Annotated in this window: 21 protein-coding genes; 18 read left to right on the forward strand and 3 right to left on the reverse strand. The window is 50.9% G+C overall.

The window, feature by feature from the left end:
* Nucleotides 1-141: 141 nt before the first annotated feature.
* The 8 genes from ACJHX4_RS03610 to ogrK all read left to right on the forward strand — a co-directional run bounded on the left by ACJHX4_RS03610 (nucleotide 142) and on the right by ogrK (nucleotide 6,744).
* Nucleotides 142-1,332, forward strand: coding sequence for a phage tail sheath protein (locus tag ACJHX4_RS03610; protein ID WP_001531547.1), 1,191 nt, complete (start codon nucleotides 142-144; stop codon nucleotides 1,330-1,332).
* 12 nt (nucleotides 1,333-1,344) lie between these two features.
* Nucleotides 1,345-1,863, forward strand: coding sequence for a phage major tail tube protein (locus tag ACJHX4_RS03615; protein ID WP_001516653.1), 519 nt, complete (start codon nucleotides 1,345-1,347; stop codon nucleotides 1,861-1,863).
* Between the two features lie 56 nt (nucleotides 1,864-1,919).
* Nucleotides 1,920-2,195, forward strand: a complete 276-nt coding sequence (locus tag ACJHX4_RS03620; protein WP_001031312.1) for a phage tail assembly protein — start codon at nucleotides 1,920-1,922, stop codon at nucleotides 2,193-2,195.
* Nucleotides 2,192-2,347, forward strand: a complete 156-nt coding sequence (locus tag ACJHX4_RS03625; RefSeq protein WP_000143830.1) for a GpE family phage tail protein — start codon at nucleotides 2,192-2,194, stop codon at nucleotides 2,345-2,347. The genes ACJHX4_RS03620 and ACJHX4_RS03625 overlap by 4 nt, the downstream gene beginning before the upstream one ends.
* Entirely contained in the window at nucleotides 2,340-4,787 is a 2,448-nt protein-coding gene (locus ACJHX4_RS03630) for a phage tail tape measure protein (RefSeq protein ID WP_001531548.1), read from the forward strand. Before ACJHX4_RS03625 ends, ACJHX4_RS03630 begins: the two co-directional genes overlap by 8 nt.
* A 14-nt stretch (nucleotides 4,788-4,801) precedes the next feature.
* Entirely contained in the window at nucleotides 4,802-5,281 is a 480-nt protein-coding gene (locus ACJHX4_RS03635; RefSeq protein WP_000978916.1) for a phage tail protein, read from the forward strand.
* Entirely contained in the window at nucleotides 5,281-6,444 is a 1,164-nt protein-coding gene (locus tag ACJHX4_RS03640) for a phage late control D family protein (RefSeq protein WP_001531549.1), read from the forward strand. Before ACJHX4_RS03635 ends, ACJHX4_RS03640 begins: the two co-directional genes overlap by 1 nt.
* Nucleotides 6,445-6,525: 81 nt before the next feature.
* Nucleotides 6,526-6,744: a prophage transcriptional regulator OgrK gene (gene ogrK / locus ACJHX4_RS03645; protein ID WP_000468308.1), complete on the forward strand. Its 219-nt coding sequence runs from the start codon at nucleotides 6,526-6,528 to the stop codon at nucleotides 6,742-6,744.
* A 319-nt stretch (nucleotides 6,745-7,063) separates the two neighbouring features.
* Here the strand turns inward: ogrK and pflB are convergent, their stop codons facing one another.
* From pflB to ycaO, 3 genes are all read right to left on the reverse strand, one after another.
* Complete coding sequence (gene pflB, locus ACJHX4_RS03650; RefSeq protein WP_251748263.1) at nucleotides 7,064-9,346, reverse strand: formate C-acetyltransferase; 2,283 nt, start codon at nucleotides 9,344-9,346, stop codon at nucleotides 7,064-7,066.
* Nucleotides 9,347-9,400: 54 nt separating this feature from the next.
* Nucleotides 9,401-10,258, reverse strand: a complete 858-nt coding sequence (focA, locus tag ACJHX4_RS03655) for a formate transporter FocA (protein WP_001295917.1) — start codon at nucleotides 10,256-10,258, stop codon at nucleotides 9,401-9,403.
* Nucleotides 10,259-10,663: 405 nt separating this feature from the next.
* Nucleotides 10,664-12,424 (reverse strand): 30S ribosomal protein S12 methylthiotransferase accessory factor YcaO, encoded by a 1,761-nt coding sequence (gene ycaO / locus ACJHX4_RS03660; RefSeq protein WP_000194832.1) that lies wholly within the window; start codon nucleotides 12,422-12,424, stop codon nucleotides 10,664-10,666.
* A 129-nt stretch (nucleotides 12,425-12,553) separates the two neighbouring features.
* Between ycaO and ACJHX4_RS03665 the strand changes: the two genes are divergently transcribed.
* The 10 genes from ACJHX4_RS03665 (at nucleotide 12,554) to lpxK (ending at nucleotide 25,143) form a co-directional block, all read left to right on the forward strand.
* On the forward strand, nucleotides 12,554-13,246 hold the full coding sequence (locus ACJHX4_RS03665) for a DUF421 domain-containing protein (RefSeq protein ID WP_000642852.1): 693 nt from the start codon (nucleotides 12,554-12,556) through the stop codon (nucleotides 13,244-13,246).
* Between the two features lie 198 nt (nucleotides 13,247-13,444).
* Nucleotides 13,445-14,533, forward strand: coding sequence for a 3-phosphoserine/phosphohydroxythreonine transaminase (serC, locus tag ACJHX4_RS03670; protein ID WP_000057158.1), 1,089 nt, complete (start codon nucleotides 13,445-13,447; stop codon nucleotides 14,531-14,533).
* Nucleotides 14,534-14,603: 70 nt separating this feature from the next.
* Nucleotides 14,604-15,887 (forward strand): 3-phosphoshikimate 1-carboxyvinyltransferase, encoded by a 1,284-nt coding sequence (gene aroA, locus ACJHX4_RS03675; RefSeq protein WP_000445240.1) that lies wholly within the window; start codon nucleotides 14,604-14,606, stop codon nucleotides 15,885-15,887.
* Between the two features lie 169 nt (nucleotides 15,888-16,056).
* Nucleotides 16,057-16,821: a metallopeptidase YcaL gene (ycaL, locus tag ACJHX4_RS03680; RefSeq protein WP_001385260.1), complete on the forward strand. Its 765-nt coding sequence runs from the start codon at nucleotides 16,057-16,059 to the stop codon at nucleotides 16,819-16,821.
* A gap of 172 nt (nucleotides 16,822-16,993) precedes the next feature.
* Nucleotides 16,994-17,677 carry a (d)CMP kinase gene (gene cmk / locus ACJHX4_RS03685; protein WP_000125016.1) on the forward strand — a complete coding sequence of 228 codons (684 nt, stop codon included), beginning with the start codon at nucleotides 16,994-16,996 and terminating at the stop codon, nucleotides 17,675-17,677.
* Between the two features lie 110 nt (nucleotides 17,678-17,787).
* Nucleotides 17,788-19,461 carry a 30S ribosomal protein S1 gene (gene rpsA, locus ACJHX4_RS03690; RefSeq protein WP_000140327.1) on the forward strand — a complete coding sequence of 558 codons (1,674 nt, stop codon included), beginning with the start codon at nucleotides 17,788-17,790 and terminating at the stop codon, nucleotides 19,459-19,461.
* Between the two features lie 159 nt (nucleotides 19,462-19,620).
* A complete protein-coding gene (ihfB, locus tag ACJHX4_RS03695; RefSeq protein WP_000167336.1) occupies nucleotides 19,621-19,905 on the forward strand; it encodes an integration host factor subunit beta in 285 nt (94 codons plus the stop codon).
* Nucleotides 19,906-20,110: 205 nt separating this feature from the next.
* The gene (locus ACJHX4_RS03700; protein WP_000705731.1) at nucleotides 20,111-22,375 is read left to right on the forward strand and encodes a ComEC family protein; all 2,265 of its coding nucleotides are present in this window, start codon (nucleotides 20,111-20,113) and stop codon (nucleotides 22,373-22,375) included.
* A 36-nt stretch (nucleotides 22,376-22,411) separates the two neighbouring features.
* Nucleotides 22,412-24,160 carry a lipid A ABC transporter ATP-binding protein/permease MsbA gene (gene msbA, locus ACJHX4_RS03705; protein WP_000551259.1) on the forward strand — a complete coding sequence of 583 codons (1,749 nt, stop codon included), beginning with the start codon at nucleotides 22,412-22,414 and terminating at the stop codon, nucleotides 24,158-24,160.
* On the forward strand, nucleotides 24,157-25,143 hold the full coding sequence (lpxK, locus tag ACJHX4_RS03710) for a tetraacyldisaccharide 4'-kinase (RefSeq protein WP_000570547.1): 987 nt from the start codon (nucleotides 24,157-24,159) through the stop codon (nucleotides 25,141-25,143). The genes msbA and lpxK overlap by 4 nt, the downstream gene beginning before the upstream one ends.
* Nucleotides 25,144-25,147 lie beyond the last annotated feature (4 nt).

Below are 25,147 nucleotides of genomic sequence, written 5' to 3' on the forward strand. Positions count from 1 at the left end.
AGAGTACAAATCAAGGCAGGCGGGCTGATTGCTCGCCTTTTCTTTATCTGTTGTTTCATCCACTGACCAGCCAGGTCAAATAGCGTCTCATGCTCTGCACAACAGAAAATAGTTGCACCCATTAACCACGGAGTTAAACGGATGAGTGACTATCATCACGGCGTGCAGGTGCTGGAGATTAACGACGGCACCCGCGTCATTTCCACTGTATCCACTGCCATTGTCGGCATGGTCTGCACGGCCAGCGATGCGGATGCGGAAACCTTCCCCCTCAATAAACCTGTGCTGATTACCAATGTGCAGAGCGCAATTGCAAAGGCCGGTAAAAAAGGCACGCTGGCGGCGTCGCTGCAGGCCATCGCTGACCAGTCAAAACCGGTCACCGTTGTCGTGCGTGTGGAAGACGGCACCGGCGACGACGAAGAAACGAAACTCGCGCAGACCGTTTCCAATATCATCGGCACCACTGACGAAAACGGTCAGTATACCGGACTGAAAGCCCTGCTGGCGGCAGAGTCGGTAACCGGTGTTAAACCGCGTATTCTCGGTGTGCCGGGACTGGACACCAAAGAGGTGGCTGTTGCACTGGCATCAGTCTGCCAGAAGCTGCGCGCTTTCGGGTATATCAGCGCATGGGGCTGTAAAACCATTTCCGAGGTGAAAGCCTACCGCCAGAATTTCAGCCAGCGTGAGCTGATGGTCATCTGGCCGGATTTCCTCGCATGGGATACGGTCACCAGTACCACCGCCACCGCGTATGCCACCGCCCGTGCGCTGGGTCTGCGTGCCAGAATCGACCAGGAGCAGGGCTGGCATAAAACGCTGTCCAACGTCGGGGTAAACGGTGTTACCGGCATCAGTGCGTCCGTATTCTGGGATTTGCAGGAGTCCGGCACCGATGCTGACCTGCTGAACGAGTCAGGTGTCACAACGCTGATTCGCCGTGACGGTTTCCGCTTCTGGGGTAACCGTACCTGCTCTGATGACCCGCTGTTCCTCTTTGAAAACTACACCCGCACCGCGCAGGTGCTGGCCGACACGATGGCTGAGGCGCACATGTGGGCGGTGGACAAGCCCATCACCGCAACGCTGATTCGCGACATCGTTGACGGCATCAATGCCAAATTCCGCGAACTGAAAAGCAACGGTTATATCGTGGATGGCACATGCTGGTTCAGCGAAGAATCCAACGATGCGGAAACCCTCAAGGCCGGAAAACTGTATATCGACTACGACTATACCCCGGCGCCTCCTCTCGAAAACCTGACCCTGCGCCAGCGTATCACCGATAAATACCTGGCAAATCTGGTCACCTCGGTTAACAGCAATTAAGGAGCCTGACCGATGGCAATGCCGCGCAAACTCAAATACATGAATGTCTTTCTGAACGGCTACAGCTATCAGGGCGTTGCAAATTCCGTCACGCTGCCAAAACTGACCCGTAAGCTCGAAAATTATCGCGGTGCGGGAATGAACGGCAGCGCACCGGTAGACCTCGGCCTTGATGATGATGCGCTGTCAATGGAGTGGTCGCTCGGTGGATTCCCGGATTCGGTTATCTGGGAGCTTTACGCTGCAACCAGTGCTGATGCCGTACCGATTCGTTTTGCTGGTTCTTACCAGCGCGACGATACCGGCGAAACGGTGGCCGTCGAAGTGGTCATGCGTGGGCGTCAGAAAGAAGTCGACACCGGAGAGGGTAAACAGGGAGAGGATACCGAATCGAAACTCCCGGTGATTTGTACTTATTTCCGGCTGACGATGGACGGTAAGGAGCTGGTCGAAATCGACACCATCAACATGATTGAGAAGGTGAACGGCGTCGACCGGCTGGAGCAACACCGCCGAAATATCGGCCTGTGATTTTCATACGGTCAGCCAGGCTGACCGGTTAACCCTGATTCAGAAGTGAGAAAACCATGAACAAAGAAAATGTCATTACCCTGGAAAATCCGGTCAAACGTGGTGAGCAGGTTATCGAACAGGTCACGCTGATGAAACCCAATGCCGGGACGCTGCGCGGTGTCAGTCTGGCTGCGGTTGCAAACTCCGAAGTCGATGCACTGATTAAGGTGCTGCCGCGCATGACGGCACCGATGCTGACCGAGCAGGAAGTCGCCGCGCTGGAACTGCCTGACCTTGTGGCGCTGGCCGGTAAGGTGGTCGGTTTTTTGTCGCCGAACTCGGTGCAGTGACGTTTCCGAAAAATCTGTCGGTCGATGACCTGATGGCGGATGTGGCAGTGATATTTCACTGGCCGCCATCAGAACTGTATCCCATGAGCCTGACCGAACTCATCACATGGCGCGAAAAGGCGCTCCGGCGAAGCGGAAACACGAATGAGTAACAATGTAAAATTACAGGTATTGCTCAGGGCTGTTGACCAGGCATCCCGCCCGTTTAAATCCATCCGCACAGCGAGCAAGTCGCTGTCGGGGGATATCCGGGAAACACAAAAATCACTGCGCGAGCTGAACGGTCAGGCATCCCGTATTGAGGAATTTCGCAAGACCAGTGCACAGCTCGCCGTGACTGGTCAGGAGTTGAAAAAAGCCAGACAGGAAGCCGCAGCTCTGGCTGTCCAGTTTAAAAATACTGAACGACCGACAAATGCACAGGCAAAGGCAATGGAAGCCGCGCGTAAAAATGCGTCTGAGTTACAGGCGAAATATAACAGCCTGAGATTGTCGGTACAGCGCCAGCGTCAGGAACTGAGTCAGGCGGGTATTAATACCCGTAATCTGGCGCATGATGAACGAGGGCTGAAAAACCGTATCAGCGAAACCACCACACAGCTTAACCGTCAGCGTGATGCGCTGGCACGTGTCAGTGCGCAACAGGCAAAACTTAACGCAGTAAAACAGCGTGATCAGGCCGGAAAGGAACTGGCCGGAAATATGGCCTCGGTGGGCGCTGCCGGTGTGGGGATTGCGGCGGCGGGAACGCTGGCCGGAGTTAAGCTGCTGATGCCCGGTTATGAGTTTGCGCAGAAAAACTCAGAATTGCAGGCCGTGCTGGGAGTGGCAAAAGACTCTGCCGAAATGACCGCACTCCGCAAGCAGGCGCGCCAGCTCGGCGACAATACCGCCGCCTCGGCAGATGATGCAGCCGGTGCACAGATTATCATTGCGAAAGCGGGTGGAGATGCTGCGGCTATTCAGGCGGCAACGCCGGTCACGCTGAATATGGCACTGGCAAACCGTCGCACGATGGAAGAAAACGCCGCCCTGCTGATGGGGATGAAATCTGCCTTTCAGCTTTCAAACGATAAGGTCGCTCATATCGGGGATGTTCTCTCCATGACGATGAACAAAACCGCCGCCGATTTTGACGGCATGAGCGATGCGCTGACCTATGCCGCACCTGTGGCAAAAAATGCCGGTGTCAGCATTGAAGAAACCGCCGCAATGGTCGGGGCGCTGCATGATGCAAAAATCACAGGCTCAATGGCGGGGACGGGAAGCCGTGCCGTGTTAAGTCGCCTGCAGGCACCGACGGGAAAAGCATGGGATGCACTCAAAGAGCTTGGCGTGAAAACCTCAGACAGCAAGGGGAATACCCGACCAGTATTTACCATTCTGAAAGAAATGCAGGCCAGTTTTGAGAAAAACCGGCTCGGTACTGCCCAGCAGGCTGAATACATGAAAACCATTTTCGGGGAGGAGGCCAGCTCAGCCGCCGCTGTGCTGATGACTGCCGCCTCAACCGGAAAGCTGGACAAACTGACCGCTGCGTTTAAAGCCTCAGACGGGAAGACCGCCGAGCTGGTAAATATCATGCAGGACAACCTCGGCGGTGACTTTAAGGAGTTTCAGTCCGCTTATGAGGCGGTGGGGACTGACCTGTTTGACCAGCAGGAAGGCGCGCTGCGTAAGCTCACGCAGACGGCCACAAAGTATGTGTTAAAACTCGACGGCTGGATACAGAAAAACAAATCACTGGCGTCAACCATTGGTCTCATTGCCGGTGGCGCACTGGCGCTTACTGGCATCATCGGTGCCATTGGCCTCGTAGCCTGGCCGGTTATCACCGGCATCAATGCCATTATCGCGGCAGCAGGCGCAATGGGGGCAATCTTCACGACGGTCGGCAGTGCCGTTATGACGGCCATCGGGGCGATTAGCTGGCCGGTTGTGGCCGTGGTGGCCGCCATTGTCGCCGGGGCGTTGCTTATCCGTAAATACTGGGAGCCTGTCAGCGCATTCTTTGGCGGTGTGGTTGAAGGGCTGAAAGCAGCATTTGCGCCGGTGGGGGAACTGTTCACGCCACTTAAGCCGCTGTTTGACTGGCTGGGTGAAAAGTTACAGGCCGCGTGGCAGTGGTTTAAAAACTTGATTGCCCCGGTCAAAGCCACCCAGGACACCCTGAACCGTTGCCGTGATACGGGCGTCATGTTCGGGCAGGCACTGGCTGACGCGTTGATGCTGCCGCTTAATGCGTTCAACAAACTGCGCAGTGGTATTGACTGGGTACTGGAAAAACTCGGTGTTATCAACAAAGAGTCAGACACACTCGACCAGACCGCCGCAAGGACTAATGCCGTCACGTATAGCACCGGTGGTTATATTCCGGCGACCAGCTCTTATGCAGGCTATCAGGCTTATCAGCCGGTCACGGCACCGGCTGGCCGCTCTTATGTAGACCAGAGTAAAAACGAATATCACATCAGCCTGACGGGTGGTACTGCGCCGGGGACACAGCTTGACCGCCAGTTACAGGATGCGCTCGAAAAATACGAGCGGGATAAACGTGCGCGCGCCCGTGCCAGCATGATGCATGACGGTTAAGGAGGTGACGAAAAATGATGCTCGCGTTAGGTATGTTTGTTTTTATGCGCCAGACGCTGCCACACCAGACCATGCAGCGTGAATCAGATTATCGCTGGCCGTCAAATTCCCGTATCGGTAAACGGGATGCCTATCAGTTTCTCGGTGTGGGTGAGGAAAACATGACGCTTGCCGGTGTGCTTTATCCCGAACTGACCGGCGGGAAGCTGACGATGACCACGCTCAGGCTGATGGCAGAGGAAGGCCGGGCGTGGCCGTTGCTGGATGGCACCGGCATGATTTACGGCATGTATGTCATCAGCAGGGTGAGTGAAACAGGGAGTATTTTCTTTGCAGACGGCACACCCCGGAAAATTGATTTTACGCTGTCGCTCACCCGCGTTGATGAATCACTGGCCGCGCTTTATGGCGATATCGGTAAACAGGCGGAATCGCTCATCGGTAAGGCTGGCAGTATGGCGACCAGATTCACGGGTATGACGGGGGCGGGATAATGCTGGATGCGCTGACATTTGATGCAGGCAGTACGCTGACGCCGGATTACATGCTGATGCTCGACAGCAGGGATATTACCGGCAATATCAGTGACCGTCTGATGAGCATGACCCTGACGGATAACCGGGGCTTTGAGGCTGACCAGCTTGATATTGAACTGAACGATGCCGACGGGCAGGTCGGGCTGCCGGTTCGTGGCGCTGTCCTGACGGTGTATATCGGCTGGAAAGGTTTTGCCCTGGTATGCAAAGGGAAATTCACCGTTGATGAGGTCGAACACCGGGGCGCGCCGGATGTGGTCACCATCCGCGCCCGGAGTGCAGATTTCCGCGGGGCGCTCAATTCCCGCCGTGAAGGCTCCTGGCATGACACCACGCTCGGTGCGATTGTTGAGGCGATAGCCTCCCGTAACAAGCTGGAAGCCAGTGTCGCTCCGTCACTGGCCGGAATTAAAATCCCGCACATCGACCAGTCGCAGGAATCTGATGCGAAATTCCTGACCCGTCTTGCAGAACGCAACGGCGGTGAGGTGTCGGTAAAAATGGGAAAACTGTTGTTTCTCAAAGCGGGGCAGGGGGTGACGGCCAGCGGTAAAAAAATCCCGCAGATTACCATCACCCGCAGTGACGGCGACCGCCATCATTTTGCGATTGCTGACCGTGGAGCCTATACCGGCGTAACAGCAAAGTGGTTACACACCAAAGACCCGAAACCGCAAAAGCAGAAGGTAAAACTGAAACGCAAAAAGAAAGAAAAACACCTGCGCGCACTGGAGCACCCGAAAGCGAAACCGGTCAGGCAGAAGAAAGCGCCTAAAGTACCGGAAGCGCGCGAAGGTGAATACATGGCCGGTGAGGCTGATAACGTTTTTGCCCTGACCACGGTATATGCCACGAAAGCGCAGGCCATGCGCGCCGCTCAGGCGAAGTGGGATAAACTGCAACGGGGCGTTGCGGAGTTCTCCATCATCCTGGCTACCGGTCGTGCAGATATTTACACGGAAACGCCGGTCAAAGTATCAGGCTTTAAGCGCGTCATAGACGAGCAGGACTGGACAATCACTAAGGTGACACATTTTCTGAATAATAGCGGCTTCACGACGTCCTTGGAGCTTGAGGTCAGGCTTTCTGATGTGGAGTACGAAACAGAAGATGATGAGTGATGTTTTTATTTTATCTGTTTGTTTTATAAGGATAAATTAACTAAAATGGCACCATCAACAAAACCGGAAGAGGTGCTCGCGATGTTTCATTGTCCTTTATGCCAGCATGCCGCACATGCGCGTACAAGTCGCTATATCACTGACACGACAAAAGAGCGTTATCACCAGTGCCAGAACGTGAATTGCAGCGCCACGTTCATCACTTATGAGTCGGTACAGCGATACATCGTGAAGCCGGGAGAAGTCCACGCCGTGAGGCCGCACCCGTTGCCGTCAGGGCAGCAAATTATGTGGATGTAATTACAAACAGGAAGCCCCTCAGTCGAGGGGCTTTTTTTGTCGATGTGGTCAATGTGTGGACGTGACCAGAAACAAATCCTTTTATTTCATATAATTAGATATCAAAAAATGTCACCAATAACTGACATTGCGGTGTTTCTCCAGATGTGGCCCATCTGAGGCCGTGTTGGTGCGCAGCTCGAAGGCTACGTCGAGTCTGTTTTGGCAGTCACCTTAAAGTATAGATAGCTGACAAAAAAGGCTCTCGTGCTAAAAAAGGCCCCACTTTCGTGGAGCCTTTATTGTACGCTTTTTACTGTACGATTTCAGTCAAATCTAATTACATAGATTGAGTGAAGGTACGAGTAATAACGTCCTGCTGCTGTTCTTTAGTCAGCGAGTTGAAACGTACTGCGTAGCCAGATACACGGATGGTCAGCTGCGGATATTTTTCCGGGTTTTCCATCGCGTCGAGCAGCATTTCACGGTTCATCACGTTAACGTTCAGGTGCTGACCACCTTCGATGGATGCTTCGTGGTGGAAGTAACCATCCATCAGACCAGCCAGGTTGGTCTTACGAACTTCGTCGTCTTTACCCAGTGCGTTCGGAACGATAGAGAAGGTGTAGGAGATACCATCTTTAGCGTAAGCAAACGGCAGTTTAGCAACGGAAGTCAGAGACGCTACAGCACCTTTCTGGTCACGACCGTGCATCGGGTTAGCACCCGGTCCGAACGGCGCGCCAGCACGACGACCGTCTGGGGTGTTACCAGTTTTCTTACCATACACAACGTTAGAAGTGATGGTCAGAACAGACTGAGTCGGGATAGCGTCACGGTAGGTGTGCAGTTTCTGAATTTTCTTCATGAAACGTTCTACCAGGTCAACAGCCAGGTCATCTACACGCGGATCGTTGTTACCAAACTGCGGGTATTCGCCTTCGATTTCGAAGTCGATAGCCAGACCGTCTTCATCACGAATCGGTTTAACTTTCGCATATTTGATTGCAGACAGGGAGTCAGCAGCAACGGACAGACCAGCGATACCACACGCCATGGTGCGGATAACGTCACGGTCGTGCAGCGCCATCAGAGAGGCTTCGTAGCTGTACTTGTCGTGCATGTAGTGGATGATGTTCAGTGCAGTGATGTACTGTTTAGCCAGCCAGTCCATGAAGTGATCCATGCGCTCCATCACTTCATCATAGTTCAGGACATCGCCTTTGATCGGCTCAGATTTCGGACCAACCTGCATTTTCAGTTTTTCGTCAACGCCACCGTTGATTGCGTACAGCATGGTTTTCGCCAGGTTTGCACGCGCACCGAAGAACTGCATTTGTTTACCAACGATCATCGGGCTTACGCAGCAAGCAATAGCGTAGTCATCGTTGTTGAAGTCCGGACGCATCAGGTCATCGTTCTCATACTGCAGAGAAGAGGTGTCGATGGACACTTTAGCGGCGAATTTCTTGAAGTTCAGCGGCAGTTTTTCAGACCACAGAATGGTCATGTTCGGTTCCGGAGACGGACCCATGGTGTACAGGGTGTTCAGGAAACGGAAGCTGTTTTTGGTAACCAGGGGACGACCGTCGAGGCCCATACCACCGATAGATTCGGTTGCCCAGATCGGGTCGCCAGAGAACAGTTCATCGTATTCCGGAGTACGCAGGAAGCGAACCATACGCAGTTTCATGACCAGGTGGTCAACCATTTCCTGCGCTTCTTGTTCGGTGATCTTGCCAGCTTTCAGGTCACGTTCGATGTACACATCCAGGAAGGTGGAGGTACGACCGAAGGACATTGCAGCACCGTTCTGAGACTTAACAGCAGCCAGGTAGCCGAAGTAAGTCCACTGGATAGCTTCCTGAGCGTTAGTAGCCGGACCAGAGATGTCGTAGCCGTATTTCGCAGCCATTTCTTTCATCTGACCCAGAGCGCGGTGCTGTTCAGCGATTTCTTCGCGCAGACGGATAGTCTGTTCCAGGTTTACGCCGTTTTCCAGATCAGCCTGCAGAGAGGTGAACTGTGCAAGTTTGTCTTTCATCAGGTAGTCGATACCGTACAGTGCAACGCGACGGTAGTCACCGATGATACGACCACGGCCATAAGCATCTGGCAGACCGGTCAGAACACCGGATTTACGGCAACGCAGGATGTCCGGAGTGTAAACGTCGAACACGCCCTGGTTGTGAGTTTTACGGTATTCAGTGAAGATTTTTTTGATCATCGGGTCCAGTTCGCGGTTGTACGCTTTGCAGGAACCTTCGATCATTTTGATACCACCGAACGGGATAAGAGCACGTTTCAGCGGAGCTTCAGTCTGCAGACCAACGATTTTCTCAAGCTGCTTGTTGATGTAACCAGCGTCGTGAGAGGTGATGGTGGAAGCAACAGCGGTGTCAAAGTCAACTGGCGCGTGAGTGCGGTTTTCCAGTTTAACGCCTTCCATTACTTTGTCCCACAGGGTGGTGGTCGCTTCAGTAGCGCCAGCCAGGAAGGACTCGTCACCCTCGTACGGAGTGTAGTTTTTCTGAATGAAGTCACGGACGTTTACTTCATTCTGCCAGTCACCTTTGGTAAAACCTTCCCAGGCTGTGGCTAACTTTTCATTAAGCTCGGACATGTAACACCTACCTTCTTAAGTGGATTTTTTATTTACTGCGTACTTCGACAACCATTAATGGTGATCGTTTTCACGCAGGTAAATGACCCAGTATGTCAACCCAACCAACAAACCACCGCCGATAATATTACCGATCGTAACCGGAATCAGGTTATCAGTGATGAAGTTCATCACGGTCAGGTGAGAAAAATTTTCCGGTGCAGAACCGACAGCGGTCCAGAATTCCGGAGATGCGAAGTCGCGGATTACAATACCCATCGGGATCATAAACATGTTTGCGATACTGTGCTCAAAACCGCTGGCAACAAACATCGCGACCGGCAGCACCATAATGAACGCTTTGTCCATCAGGCTGCGGCCAGAATAACTCATCCATACTGCCAGACATACCATCAGGTTTGCCAGGATACCAAGACAGACGGCCTCAATAAAAGTATGGTGCACTTTGTGGTCGGCGGTTTGTAGGACGTTTAGTCCCCATTGACCATTTGCGGTCATATACTCGCCGGAAAGCCACATTAAAAGTACAAACAGCAGTGCGCCGACCAGGTTGCCAAAATAAACATTTAGCCAGTTTTTCGCCAACTGACCCCAGGTGATGCGCCCACTCGCCTTGGCAACAACAATCAACACTGTGGAAGTAAAGAGATCGGCTCCGCAGACAACACAAAGAATCAACCCCAGAGAGAAGCAAATGCCGCCAATCAGTTTTGCCATGCCGAAGGGCATTGTACCTGTGCCAGTGGTTGCTGTGATATAGAAGACGAATGCGATTGAGATGAAAACACCGGCGGTAATCGCCAGATAGAAAGTCTTAAGCGGATGTTTCGTTGCTTTATAGACACCTGCCTCTTCGGCCACTTTGGCCATTGCAGCAGGAAGTAAAAGATCAAAAGGGTTGTCAGCTTTCACACTAACTCTCTCTTTATTAAGTCGGCGACGAGATACTAACAAAGCATTATAGATGAGAAATTGATATAGATCATATCTCGCCTGGCTTATAGGCCCGTAACTCGCATGGTTTTTATGCAAATACGGAGTAAATATTTGATTATCCAAATAAAAATAAATTTTAAAAATTAACAAATGAGTTGAATTTTTTCCGCATCCTCCGCTAAAACAGTTAATTAAAAGGGAGCACCTGGCGAATAAAGTAACAATATCGATCGTATTTATTAAATACGAATTACCGATATTTAACCTTATAATTACAATTATTTTATTAATGCAAATATATGTAAAGCGGGGCATTAAAAAAACGCCCCGTAATATAACTCAGACGAATCATTAAGCCTACATTGCGTAGGCTATTTGATTTTATTTTGCCCAGAATGCTGCTTTGGCGCGTTGCAGCTTTTCGTAGGCCTTCAACAACGACTGATGTGCAGCAAACGCGTGCAGATCGCTATCTACTGGTTGCAAGCCATAAAACGCCGCTTCGCCGCTCATTGCTGCACTGGCGGCTTCCACGGCATCTGCGCCGTACATGCGAACAAACGCATTCAGATATTGCAGCGGCTGGCGATCTTCTTCCTGCGCAAGTAATAACAATGTTTGCAGGCAGCGATAATAATTGGCGCGTTCCGGGCTGAATACTGATGAGTTAAACTCCATCGTCCATTCGGTCCAGACCAGAGCCTGTTCCAGATCGCCACCAGCCAGCGCCAGCATGGCTTTTAATTCACCGATACGCAGAGTGTACCAGCCGTTATCCGACCCGGTCGCCAGGCCCAACAGTTCACGCACGCGGGTAAAGTCATCAAAACCTTCTTCATCCAGTTGCTCGATGAGGTTCAGGTAATCTTCCTTTTCCCACTCGCTACCGGGCAGTGACAGAATCGTTTCACGTAAATGGCTGCCCATACTGTTATTCGCCAACCACAGATCTTCAGCCGGATAAATATCGGACATGCCAGGTACGATAATACGGCAAGAGTAGACACCCAGATGCTCGTAATCGGCAATATAAACTTCTTTATCTTCCTTTTTGAAGATAGCCATCAGCGTGGCGAACTCTTCTTCCGTGGTGCCGGAGAAGCTCCAGTCAACAAACGGATAATCGGCATCCTGCTTGAACAGGTCCCAGGAGATTAAACCGCTGGAATCGATAAAGTGCGTTTCGAGGTTGGTATGTTCAGCGACTTCTTCATCATCGAAGGTTGGTGGAGTAAACACATCCAGATCTTTCAGGCCACGACCTTGCAGCAACTCGGTCACGGTACGTTCCAGTGCAACGCCAAAATCAGGATGCGCACCGAATGAGGCAAAGCAGGTACCGTTAGCAGGATTGAACAGTACCACGCAAATCACCGGATACTGGCCGCCAAGCGAACCGTCATAAGCGAAGATCGGGAAACCTTCCGCTTCCAGCGTTTCGATCGCTTCAACTACTGCTGGATAACGTGCCAGCACGTCTGCCGGGATTTCCGGCAAGCTGATGCTTTCAGCAATAATGCGGTTTTTCACGTAACGTTCGAAAACTTCGGATAACCCCTGAACGCGTGCTTCGTTACGGGTATTGCCAGCAGACATACCGTTAGAAACGTACAAGTTACCAATGATATTCATCGGAATATAAATGGTCTGATTGTCGGACTGGCGCGTAAACGGTAGACCGCAAATACCACGATCTTCGTTACCGGATTGCAGGTCAATCAGCATACTACCGGTCAGTTCATTCTCCGGATCGTAAAATGCGCGCAGACGGTCATCGAGCAGCCCTTCTGGTACATCGTCATTTTCGGTCAGTGGGAACCATTTTTCGTTGGGATAATGCACGAATGGGCCGTTGGCGATGGTTTCGCCCAGCCAGAAGTCCGCAAAAAAGTAGTTGGTTGAGAGACGCTCGAAATATTCACCGAGGGCAGAAGCCAGCGCCGCTTTTTTGGTTGCGCCTTTACCGTTGGTAAAACACAGTGCGCACTCTTTGTCGCGAATATGTACAGACCAGACATTAGGCACGGGATTCAGCCAGGAGGCCTCTTCAATCTGAAAACCGAGGTCTGAAAGTTTTTGCTGGAAGCGAGCGATGGAATCTTCCAGAGCGGCATCTTTGCCGGGGATAAATGTTTGCGTCATGAAAATCACTTTAGTCGTACGGAAAGCGCGCAATAATACGGGTTTTATCTCAAAGGCGCTATCACCGCCGCCATGCCGATGAACTGTTGGCTATGCTTTTAGCGGATAAACCACGATAAGAGCATAAAAATGAAGGCGTTCGATCTCCACCGTATGGCATTTGATAAAGTGCCTTTTGATTTCCTTGGCGAAGTTGCACTACGTAGTCTTTATACCTTTGTACTGGTTTTTTTGTTCCTCAAAATGACCGGAAGACGCGGTGTGCGGCAGATGTCGCTGTTTGAAGTGTTAATCATTCTGACACTGGGTTCAGCGGCGGGAGATGTGGCGTTTTATGATGATGTGCCGATGGTCCCGGTACTTATCGTCTTTATTACTCTGGCGTTGTTATACCGCCTGGTAATGTGGTTGATGGCGCACAGTGAAAAACTGGAAGATCTTCTGGAAGGCAAGCCGGTTGTCATTATTGAAGATGGCGAGCTGGCCTGGTCGAAACTCAATAACTCCAACATGACGGAATTTGAGTTCTTTATGGAGCTACGATTGCGCGGTGTAGAGCAGTTGGGGCAGGTACGTCTGGCGATTCTCGAAACCAACGGGCAAATCAGTGTTTATTTCTTTGAAGATGACAAGGTGAAACCGGGGTTACTTATTTTACCCAGTGACTGTACTCAGCGTTACAAAGTGGTGCCGGAGTCGGCGGACTATGCCTGCATCCGTTGCAGTGAAATCATTCATATGAACGCGGGGGAAAAACAATTATGTCCGCGCTGTGCAAATCCAGAATGGACGAAGGCAAGTCGAGCTAAACGGGTGACCTGACAGCAAAAACATCGGCTTTTTGCTAATAATCCGAGAGATTCTTTTGTGTGATGCAAGCCACATTTTTGCCCTCAACGGTTTTACTCATTGCGATGTGTGTCACTGAATGATAAAACCGATAGCCACTGGAATAATGTATTACCTGTGGTCGCAATCGATTGACCGCGGGTTAATAGCAACGCAACGTGGTGAGGGGAAATGGCTCAAATCTTCAATTTTAGTTCTGGTCCGGCAATGCTACCGGCAGAGGTGCTTAAACAGGCTCAACAGGAACTGCGCGACTGGAACGGTCTTGGTACGTCGGTGATGGAAGTGAGTCACCGTGGCAAAGAGTTCATTCAGGTTGCAGAGGAAGCCGAGAAGGATTTTCGCGATCTTCTTAACGTCCCCTCCAACTACAAAGTATTGTTCTGCCATGGCGGTGGTCGCGGTCAATTTGCTGCAGTACCGTTGAATATTCTTGGTGATAAAACCACTGCAGATTATGTTGATGCGGGTTACTGGGCAGCAAGTGCTATCAAAGAAGCGAAAAAATACTGCACACCAAATGTGTTTGATGCGAAAGTGACCGTTGATGGTCTTCGCGCAGTTAAGCCAATGAGTGAATGGCAACTCTCTGATAATGCTGCTTATATGCATTACTGCCCGAACGAAACCATCGATGGTATCGCTATCGATGAAACACCAGACTTCGGTAAAGACGTGGTGGTCGCCGCTGACTTCTCTTCAACCATTCTTTCCCGTCCGATTGATGTCAGCCGTTATGGTGTAATTTACGCTGGCGCGCAGAAAAATATCGGCCCGGCTGGCCTGACAATCGTCATCGTTCGTGAAGATTTGCTGGGCAAAGCGAATATCGCCTGCCCATCGATTCTGGATTACTCCATCCTCAACGATAACGATTCCATGTTCAACACGCCGCCGACATTTGCCTGGTACTTATCTGGCCTGGTCTTCAAATGGCTGAAAGCGAACGGCGGTGTGGCTGCAATGGATAAGATCAATCAGCAAAAAGCAGAACTGCTGTATGGGGTGATTGATAACAGCGATTTCTACCGCAATGATGTGGCGAAAGCTAACCGTTCGCGGATGAACGTGCCGTTCCAGTTGGCGGATAGCGCGCTTGATAAATTGTTCCTCGAAGAGTCTTTCGCTGCGGGCTTACATGCGCTGAAAGGTCACCGAGTGGTCGGCGGAATGCGTGCGTCTATTTATAACGCCATGCCGCTGGAAGGTGTTAAAGCACTGACAGACTTCATGGTTGAGTTCGAACGTCGTCACGGCTAATGTCGAAATTTTGCATAATCCCCACAGCCAGCCTGTGGGGTTTTTATTTCTGTTGTAGAGAGTTGAGTTCATGGAATCCCTAACGTTACAACCCATCGCTCGTGTCGATGGCACTATTAATCTGCCCGGTTCCAAGAGCGTTTCTAACCGCGCTTTATTGCTGGCGGCATTAGCACACGGCAAAACAGTATTAACCAATCTGCTGGATAGCGATGACGTGCGCCATATGCTGAATGCATTAACAGCGTTAGGGGTAAGCTATACGCTTTCAGCCGATCGTACGCGTTGCGAAATTATCGGTAACGGTGGTCCATTACACGCAGAAAGTGCCCGGGAGTTGTTCCTCGGTAACGCCGGAACGGCAATGCGTCCGCTGGCGGCAGCACTTTGCCTGGGTAGCAATGATATTGTACTGAGCGGTGAACCGCGAATGAAAGAACGCCCGATTGGTCATCTGGTGGATGCGCTGCGCCAGGGCGGGGCGAAGATCACTTACCTGGAACAAGAAAATTATCCGCCATTGCGTTTACAGGGCGGCTTTACTGGCGGCAACGTTGATGTTGATGGCTCCGTTTCCAGCCAGTTCCTCACCGCACTGTTAATGACTGCGCCTCTTGCGCCGGAAGATACGGTGATTCGTATTAAAGGCGATCTGGTTTCTAAACCTTATATCGATATCACCCTCAATCTGATGAAGACGTTTGGTGTTGAAATTGAAAATCAGCACTATCAACAATTTGTCGTAAAAGGGGGGCAGTCTTACCAGTCTCCGGGCACTTATTTGGTTGAAGGCGATGCATCTTCGGCTTCTTATTTCCTGGCAGCAGCAGCAATCAGAGGCGGCACTGTAAAAGTGACCGGCATTGGACGCAACAGTATGCAGGGTGATATTCGCTTTGCTGATGTTCTGGAAAAAATGGGCGCGACCATTTGCTGGGGCGATGATTATATTTCCTGCACGCGTGGTGAACTGAACGCCATTGATATGGATATGAACCATATTCCCGATGCGGCGATGACCATTGCCACCGCGGCGTTATTTGCAAAAGGCACCACCACGCTGCGCAATATCTATAACTGGCGTGTTAAAGAGACCGATCGCCTGTTTGCGATGGCAACAGAACTGCGTAAAGTCGGTGCGGAAGTCGAAGAGGGGCATGATTTCATTCGCATTACGCCACCGGAAAAACTGAAATTTGCTGAGATCGCCACTTATAATGATCACCGGATGGCGATGTGTTTCTCGCTGGTCGCATTATCAGATACGCCTGTGACGATTCTTGATCCAAAATGTACCGCTAAAACTTTTCCAGACTATTTCGAGCAATTGGCGCGGATAAGTCAACCCGGCTGAATGAATAACGGGCGATAACATAGACAATCCTTTCTTTTCAAAGACGTCGGCACATTGCCGGCGTTTTTTTTCGGACCTTGTGGGGTATTTTTATTAATGGTAGCGTTAATTATCAATGTAACTTGTTGATACATAATGTTTATATATAATTAATCAACGGATGATTCACATGAAGAATACTAAATTATTGCTGGCGATTGCGACCTCTGCAGCCTTACTGACAGGATGTCAGAATACGCACGGTATTAATACCGATTTGGCTATCAGCTCAGGTCTGAATGCTTATAAAGCCGCAACATTAAGCGATGCTGATGCTAAAGCAATCGCCAATCAGGGCTGTGTCGAAATGGACAGCGGCAATAAAGTGGCAAGCAAATCCAGCAAGTACGGGAAACGTCTGGCAAAAATCGCCAAAGCATTGGGTAACAATATTAATGGCACGCCAGTCAACTATAAGGTTTATATGACCAGCGACGTCAACGCATGGGCGATGGCGAACGGTTGTGTTCGTGTCTACAGTGGCCTGATGGACATGATGAACGACAACGAAATTGAAGGCGTTCTGGGCCATGAACTGGGCCACGTCGCGTTGGGTCACTCGCTGGCTGAAATGAAAGCTTCTTATGCGATCGTGGCCGCACGCGATGCCATTTCAGCTACCAGCGGTGTGGCTTCCCAGCTTTCCCGCTCACAATTGGGTGATATCGCAGAAGGCGCTATCAATGCTAAATACTCCCGTGATAAAGAGTCAGAAGCAGATGATTTCTCCTTTGATCTGTTGAAGAAACGTGGCATCAGTACCCAGGGGCTGGTTGGTAGCTTTGAAAAACTCGCTAGCCTGGATGGCGGTCACACCCAGTCCATGTTTGATTCTCACCCACCATCAACAGAGCGTGCGCAACACATCCGTGATCGTATCGCCTCTGGTAAGTAAATCATTGTCATCTTTCGGGCTGGTCTTCTGCCAGCCCGCTATAATTGCGCAATAAATCCCCATCTGAATACAGACAAAACTGGTTTTTGCACACAACGTTAACGATTTGTGGCGTCGGCGCGTATAATGCGCGCGGTTATGTTAACGGTACGCCTGTTTTAAGGAGATAAAGATGACGGCAATTGCCCCGGTTATTACCATTGATGGCCCAAGCGGTGCAGGGAAAGGCACCTTGTGTAAGGCTATGGCGGAAGCGTTGCAATGGCATCTGCTGGATTCGGGTGCAATTTATCGCGTACTGGCACTAGCGGCATTACATCACCATGTTGATGTTGCATCGGAAGATGCGCTGGTGCCGCTGGCATCCCATCTGGATGTACGTTTTGTGTCAACCAACGGCAATCTGGAAGTGATCCTCGAAGGGGAAGATGTCAGCGGCGAAATTCGTACTCAGGAGGTGGCGAATGCTGCTTCACAAGTCGCGGCATTCCCACGCGTTCGTGAAGCATTATTGCGTCGCCAACGCGCGTTTCGCGAATTACCAGGCCTGATTGCCGATGGGCGCGACATGGGAACGGTGGTATTCCCTGATGCGCCAGTGAAAATTTTCCTTGACGCCTCCTCGGAAGAACGTGCGCATCGCCGCATGCTACAGTTGCAGGAGAAGGGCTTTAGTGTTAACTTTGAGCGCCTTTTGGCCGAGATCAAAGAACGTGACGACCGCGATCGTAATCGAGCGGTAGCGCCACTGGTTCCGGCAGCCGATGCTTTAGTGTTGGATTCCACCACCTTAAGCATTGAGCAAGTGATTGAAAAAGCGCTACAATACGCGCGCCAGAAATTGGCTCTCGCATAAGCGACCGAATTTGCAGTACCCCCGTTGCAATGGAATGACAGCGGGTATGTTAAACAACCCCATCCGGCATGGAGCCAGGTGGACGTTAAATATAAACCTGAAGATTAAACATGACTGAATCTTTTGCTCAACTCTTTGAAGAGTCCTTAAAAGAAATCGAAACCCGCCCGGGTTCTATCGTTCGTGGCGTTGTTGTTGCTATCGACAAAGACGTAGTACTGGTTGACGCTGGTCTGAAATCTGAGTCCGCCATCCCGGCTGAGCAGTTCAAAAACGCCCAGGGCGAGCTGGAAATCCAGGTAGGTGACGAAGTTGACGTTGCTCTGGACGCAGTAGAAGACGGCTTCGGTGAAACTCTGCTGTCCCGTGAGAAAGCTAAACGTCACGAAGCCTGGATCACGCTGGAAAAAGCTTACGAAGATGCTGAAACTGTTACCGGTGTTATCAACGGCAAAGTTAAGGGCGGCTTCACTGTTGAGCTGAACGGTATTCGTGCGTTCCTGCCAGGTTCTCTGGTAGATGTTCGTCCGGTGCGTGACACTCTGCACCTGGAAGGCAAAGAGCTTGAATTCAAAGTAATCAAGCTGGATCAGAAGCGCAACAACGTTGTTGTTTCTCGTCGTGCCGTTATCGAATCCGAAAACAGCGCAGAGCGCGATCAGCTGCTGGAAAACCTGCAGGAAGGCATGGAAGTTAAAGGTATCGTTAAGAACCTCACTGACTACGGTGCATTCGTTGATCTGGGCGGCGTTGACGGCCTGCTGCACATCACTGACATGGCCTGGAAACGCGTTAAGCATCCGAGCGAAATCGTCAACGTGGGCGACGAAATCACTGTTAAAGTGCTGAAGTTCGACCGCGAACGTACCCGTGTATCCCTGGGCCTGAAACAGCTGGGCGAAGATCCGTGGGTAGCTATCGCTAAACGTTATCCGGAAGGTACCAAACTGACTGGTCGCGTGACCAACCTGACCGACTACGGCTGCTTCGTTGAAATCGAAGAAGGCGTTGAAGGCCTGGTACACGTTTCCGAAATGGATTGGACCAACAAAAACATCCACCCGTCCAAAGTTGTTAACGTTGGCGATGTAGTGGAAGTTATGGTTCTGGATATCGACGAAGAACGTCGTCGTATCTCCCTGGGTCTGAAACAGTGCAAAGCTAACCCGTGGCAGCAGTTCGCGGAAACCCACAACAAGGGCGACCGTGTTGAAGGTAAAATCAAGTCTATCACTGACTTCGGTATCTTCATCGGCCTGGACGGCGGCATCGACGGCCTGGTTCACCTGTCTGACATCTCCTGGAACGTTGCAGGCGAAGAAGCAGTTCGTGAATACAAAAAAGGCGACGAAATCGCTGCAGTTGTTCTGCAGGTTGACGCAGAACGTGAACGTATCTCCCTGGGCGTTAAACAGCTCGCAGAAGATCCGTTCAACAACTGGGTTGCTCTGAACAAGAAAGGCGCTATCGTAACCGGTAAAGTAACTGCAGTTGACGCTAAAGGCGCAACCGTAGAACTGGCTGACGGCGTTGAAGGTTACCTGCGTGCTTCTGAAGCATCCCGTGACCGCGTTGAAGACGCTACCCTGGTTCTGAGCGTTGGCGACGAAGTTGAAGCTAAATTCACCGGCGTTGATCGTAAAAACCGCGCAATCAGCCTGTCTGTTCGTGCGAAAGACGAAGCTGACGAGAAAGATGCAATCGCAACTGTTAACAAACAGGAAGATGCAAACTTCTCCAACAACGCAATGGCTGAAGCTTTCAAAGCAGCTAAAGGCGAGTAATTCTCTGACTCTTCGGGATTTTTATTCCGAAGTTTGTTGAGTTTACTTGACAGATTGCAGGTTTCGTCCTGTAATCAAGCACTAAGGGCGGCTACGGCCGCCCTTAATCAATGTAGCAACAGCAGCCGCTTAATTTGCCTTTAAGGAACCGGAGGAATCATGACCAAGTCAGAATTGATAGAAAGACTTGCCACCCAGCAATCGCACATTCCCGCCAAGACGGTTGAAGATGCAGTAAAAGAGATGCTGGAGCATATGGCCTCGACTCTTGCGCAGGGCGAGCGTATTGAAATCCGCGGTTTCGGCAGTTTCTCTTTGCACTACCGCGCACCACGTACCGGACGTAATCCGAAGACTGGCGATAAAGTAGAACTGGAAGGAAAATACGTTCCTCACTTTAAACCAGGTAAAGAACTGCGCGATCGCGCCAATATTTACGGTTAAGTTTTTACTCAAACTTGAACGCGAGAAAAGCACCTGTCGGGTGCTTTTTTCATTTCTCTAATCTGGAACTGGAAGCTGCCTCGCAGAGTTTTGAGCAGTTTTCACCCTATCGTTAAATTCTTCTGAACGTGCCTCGGGGAACGCAAAACTCCCACCAGACAACCGTTCAACAAAGTTGCACACTTTCTATAAACAGGGAGGGTGCATGAAAATAACGACAGTCGGCGTATGCATAATTTGCGGAATTTTTCCGTTGCTGATTTTGCCCCAATTGCCAGGGACAGTAACCCTTGCGTTTCTGACTCTCTTCGCCTGTGTACTGGCATTTATCCCTGTTAAAACCGTCCGTTATATCGCGCTGACGTTGCTGTTTTTCGTTTGGGGCATATTAGCAGCAAAGCAAATTTTGTGGGCAGGAGAAACCTTAACTGGCGCGACGCAGGATGCAATTGTTGAGATCATTGCTACTGACGGCATGACCACTCATTACGGTCAAATTACTCATCTACAAGGTCGACGTATATTCCCTGCGCCAGGCCTCGTACTGTATGGCGAATATCTTCCGCAAGCGGTTTGTGCCGGACAAGTATGGTCAATGAAACTCAAAGTTCGTGCAGTTCATGGTCAACTTAATGATGGCGGCTTTGATAGCCAGCGTTATGCCATTGCCCAGCATCAACCGCTCACCGGCCGTTTTCTGCAGGCAAGTGTCATTGAACCGAATTGTAGCCTGCGTGCACAGTATCTGGCGTCACTACAAACAACGCTGCAACCCTATATGTGGAACGCGGTTATTCTTGGATTAGGTATGGGGGAACGGTTATCCGTCCCCAAAGAAATCAAAAATATCATGCGTGATACTGGAACGGCGCATTTAATGGCGATATCAGGATTGCACATCGCTTTTGCGGCGTTGCTGGCTGCAGGACTCATTCGCGGTGGGCAAGTTTTTCTGCCTGGGTGCTGGCTCCACTGGCAAATGCCATTAATTGGTGGAATCTGCTGTGCTGCTTTTTATGCCTGGCTTACGGGAATGCAACCTCCTGCATTGCGTACCGTGGTGGCGCTTGCCATTTGGGGAATGCTTAAGTTAAGTGGACGACAATGGAGTGGCTGGGATGTATGGATATGTTGTCTGGCGGCAATTTTGCTGATGGATCCTGTTGCCATTCTCTCGCAAAGTTTATGGCTTTCTGCCGCTGCGGTCGCGGCACTGATTTTTTGGTATCAGTGGTTTCCCTGTCCGGAGTGGCAGCTGCCGCCGGTATTGCGCGCGGTTGTTTCCCTCATCCATCTGCAACTGGGAATCACCCTCCTGCTTATGCCCGTGCAAATTGTCATATTTCATGGCATTAGTCTGACCTCGTTTATTGCAAATCTTTTTGCAATTCCCCTGGTGACATTTATCACGGTTCCGTTGATTCTCGCCGCGATGGTTGTGCATTTAAGCGGGCCGTTTATTCTGGAACAAGGGTTATGGTTTCTTGCCGACCGGTCTTTGGCTTTACTTTTCTGGGGGTTAAAGAGTTTGCCGGAAGGGTGGATCAACATTGCTGAACGTTGGCAATGGCTAACATTTTCCCCATGGTTCTTACTGGTGGTATGGCGATTAAACGCCTGGCGAACGTTGCCAGCAATGTGTGTGGCTGTAGGCTTGCTGATGTGCTTGCCGCTGTGGCAAAAACCTCGACCTGACGAGTGGCAAGTGTACATGCTTGATGTCGGGCAGGGGCTGGCAATGGTCATTGCGCGAAACGGCAAAGCGATTCTCTATGACACGGGACTGGCCTGGCCCGAAGGGGATAGTGGGCAACAACTGATTATCCCCTGGCTCCACTGGCATAATCTTGAACCGGAAGGCGTTATTTTGAGTCATGAACATCTGGATCACCGGGGAGGGCTGGACTCAATATTGCACACATGGCCGATGTTATGGATCCGAAGTCCGTTAAACTGGGAACATCATCAGCCCTGTGTGCGTGGCGAAGCGTGGCAATGGCAAGGATTGCGTTTCAGCGCGCACTGGCCTTTACAAGGTAGCAACGATAAAGGAAATAACCATTCCTGTGTGGTTAAGATTGATGACGGGACGAATAGCATTCTTCTAACCGGTGATATTGAAGCCCCCGCTGAACAAAAGATGCTAAGCCGTTACTGGCAGCAAATGCAGGCAACATTACTTCAGGTACCTCACCATGGCAGTAATACCTCATCATCGTTGCCATTAATTCAGCGAGTGAATGGAAAAGTGGCACTCGCATCGGCATCGCGCTATAACGCATGGCGACTGCCCTCAAGCAAAGTTAAATATCGCTATCATCAACAGGGTTATAAGTGGCTTGATACTCCACATCAGGGGCAAATAACGGTCAATTTTTCAGCGCAAGGCTGGTGGATTAGCAGCCTCAGAGAGCAAATTTTACCTCGTTGGTATCATCAGTGGTTTGGCGTGCCAGTGGATAACGGGTAGAATATGCGGCTATTTCAACAAATGCTGGTTTTTTGAATGCATAACGACAAAGATCTCTCTACGTGGCAGACGTTCCGCCGACTGTGGCCAACCATTGCGCCTTTTAAAGCGGGTCTGATCGTGGCGGGCGTAGCGTTAATCCTCAACGCAGCCAGCGATACCTTCATGTTATCGCTCCTTAAGCCACTTCTTGATGATGGCTTTGGTAAAACAGATCGCTCCGTGCTGATGTGGATGCCGCTGGTGGTGATCGGGCTGATGATTTTACGTGGTATCACCAGCTATATCTCCAGCTACTGTATCTCCTGGGTATCAGGAAAGGTGGTAATGACTATGCGTCGCCGCCTGTTTGGTCACATGATGGGAATGCCGGTTTCATTCTTTGACAAACAGTCAACGGGTACGCTGTTGTCACGTATCACCTACGATTCCGAACAGGTCGCTTCTTCTTCTTCCGGCGCACTGATTACTGTTGTGCGTGAAGGTGCGTCGATCATCGGCCTGTTCATCATGATGTTCTATTACAGTTGGCAACTGTCGATCATTTTGATTGTGCTGGCACCGATTGTTTCGATTGCGATTCGCGTTGTATCGAAGCGTTTTCGCAACATCAGTAAAAACATGCAGAACACCATGGGGCAGGTGACCACCAGCGCCGAACAAATGCTGAAAGGCCATAAAGAAGTATTGATTTTCGGTGGTCAGGAAGTGGAAACGAAACGCTTCGATAAAGTCAGCAACCGAATGCGTCTTCAGGGGATGAAAATGGTTTCAGCCTCTTCCATCTCTGATCCGATCATTCAGCTGATCGCCTCTTTGGCGCTGGCGTTTGTTCTGTATGCGGCAAGCTTCCCAAGTGTCATGGATAGCCTGACTGCCGGTACGATTACCGTTGTTTTCTCTTCAATGATTGCACTTATGCGTCCGCTGAAATCGCTGACCAACGTTAACGCCCAGTTCCAGCGCGGTATGGCGGCTTGTCAGACGCTGTTTACCATTCTGGACAGTGAGCAGGAGAAAGACGAAGGTAAGCGCGTGATCGAGCGTGCGACTGGCGACGTGGAGTTTCGCAATGTCACCTTTACTTATCCGGGACGTGATGTGCCTGCATTGCGTAACATCAACCTGAAAATTCCGGCAGGGAAGACGGTTGCTCTGGTTGGCCGCTCTGGTTCAGGTAAATCAACCATCGCCAGCCTAATCACACGTTTTTACGATATTGATGAAGGCGAAATCCTGATGGATGGTCACGATCTGCGCGAGTATACCCTGGCGTCGTTACGTAACCAGGTTGCTCTGGTGTCGCAGAATGTCCATCTGTTTAACGATACGGTTGCCAACAACATTGCTTACGCAAGGACTGAACAGTACAGCCGTGAGCAAATTGAAGAAGCTGCGCGTATGGCCTACGCCATGGACTTCATCAATAAGATGGATAACGGTCTCGATACAGTCATTGGTGAAAACGGCGTGTTGCTCTCTGGCGGTCAGCGTCAGCGTATTGCTATCGCTCGAGCCTTGTTGCGTGATAGCCCGATACTGATTCTGGACGAAGCTACCTCGGCGTTGGATACCGAATCCGAACGTGCGATTCAGGCAGCACTGGATGAGTTGCAGAAAAACCGTACCTCTCTGGTGATTGCCCACCGCTTGTCTACCATTGAAAAGGCAGACGAAATCGTGGTTGTCGAGGATGGTGTCATTGTGGAACGCGGTACGCATAACGATTTGCTTGAGCACCGTGGCGTTTACGCGCAACTTCACAAAATGCAGTTTGGCCAATGATCGAAAAAATCTGGTCTGGTGAGTCCCCTTTATGGCGGCTATTGCTGCCACTCTCCTGGTTGTATGGCCTGGTGAGTGGCGCGATCCGTCTTTGCTATAAACTAAAACTGAAGCGCGCCTGGCGTGCCCCCGTACCGGTTGTCGTGGTTGGAAATCTCACTGCAGGCGGCAACGGAAAAACCCCGGTCGTTGTCTGGCTGGTGGAACAGCTGCAACAGCGCGGTATTCGCGTGGGGGTCGTATCGCGGGGATATGGTGGTAAGGCTGAATCTTATCCGCTGTTATTGTCGGCAGATACCACCACAGCACAGGCGGGTGATGAGCCTGTGTTGATTTATCAACGCACTGGCGCGCCTGTTGCGGTTTCTCCCGTGCGTTCTGACGCGGTAAAAGCCATTCTGGCGCAACACCCTGATGTGCAGATCATCGTAACTGACGATGGTTTACAGCATTATCGTCTGGCGCGTGATGTGGAAATTGTCGTTATTGATGGTGTGCGTCGCTTTGGCAATGGCTGGTGGTTGCCGGCGGGGCCAATGCGTGAGCGAGCAGGGCGCTTAAAGTTGGTTGATGCGGTAATCGTCAACGGCGGTGTCCCCCGCAGCGGTGAAATCCCCATGCATCTGCTGCCGGGTCAGGCGGTGAATTTACGTACCGGTACACGTTGTGACGTTGCTCAGCTTGAACATGTGGTGGCGATTGCGGGGATTGGGCATCCGCCGCGCTTTTTTGCCACGCTGAAGATGTGTGGCGTACAACCCGAAAAATGTGTACCGCTGGCCGATCATCAGTTTTTGAATCATGCGGATGTCAGCGCGTTGGTAAGCGCCGGACAAACGCTGGTAATGACTGAAAAAGATGCGGTGAAATGCCGGGCCTTTGCAGAAGAAAATTGGTGGTATTTGCCTGTAGACGCACAGCTTTCAGGTGATGAACCAGCGAAACTGCTTGCGCAACTAACTTCGCTGGCTTCTGGCAACTAGTTAC

This window comes from Escherichia sp. WS2035 (genome assembly GCF_046487065.1).
Taxonomy (GTDB): domain Bacteria; phylum Pseudomonadota; class Gammaproteobacteria; order Enterobacterales; family Enterobacteriaceae; genus Escherichia; species Escherichia coli.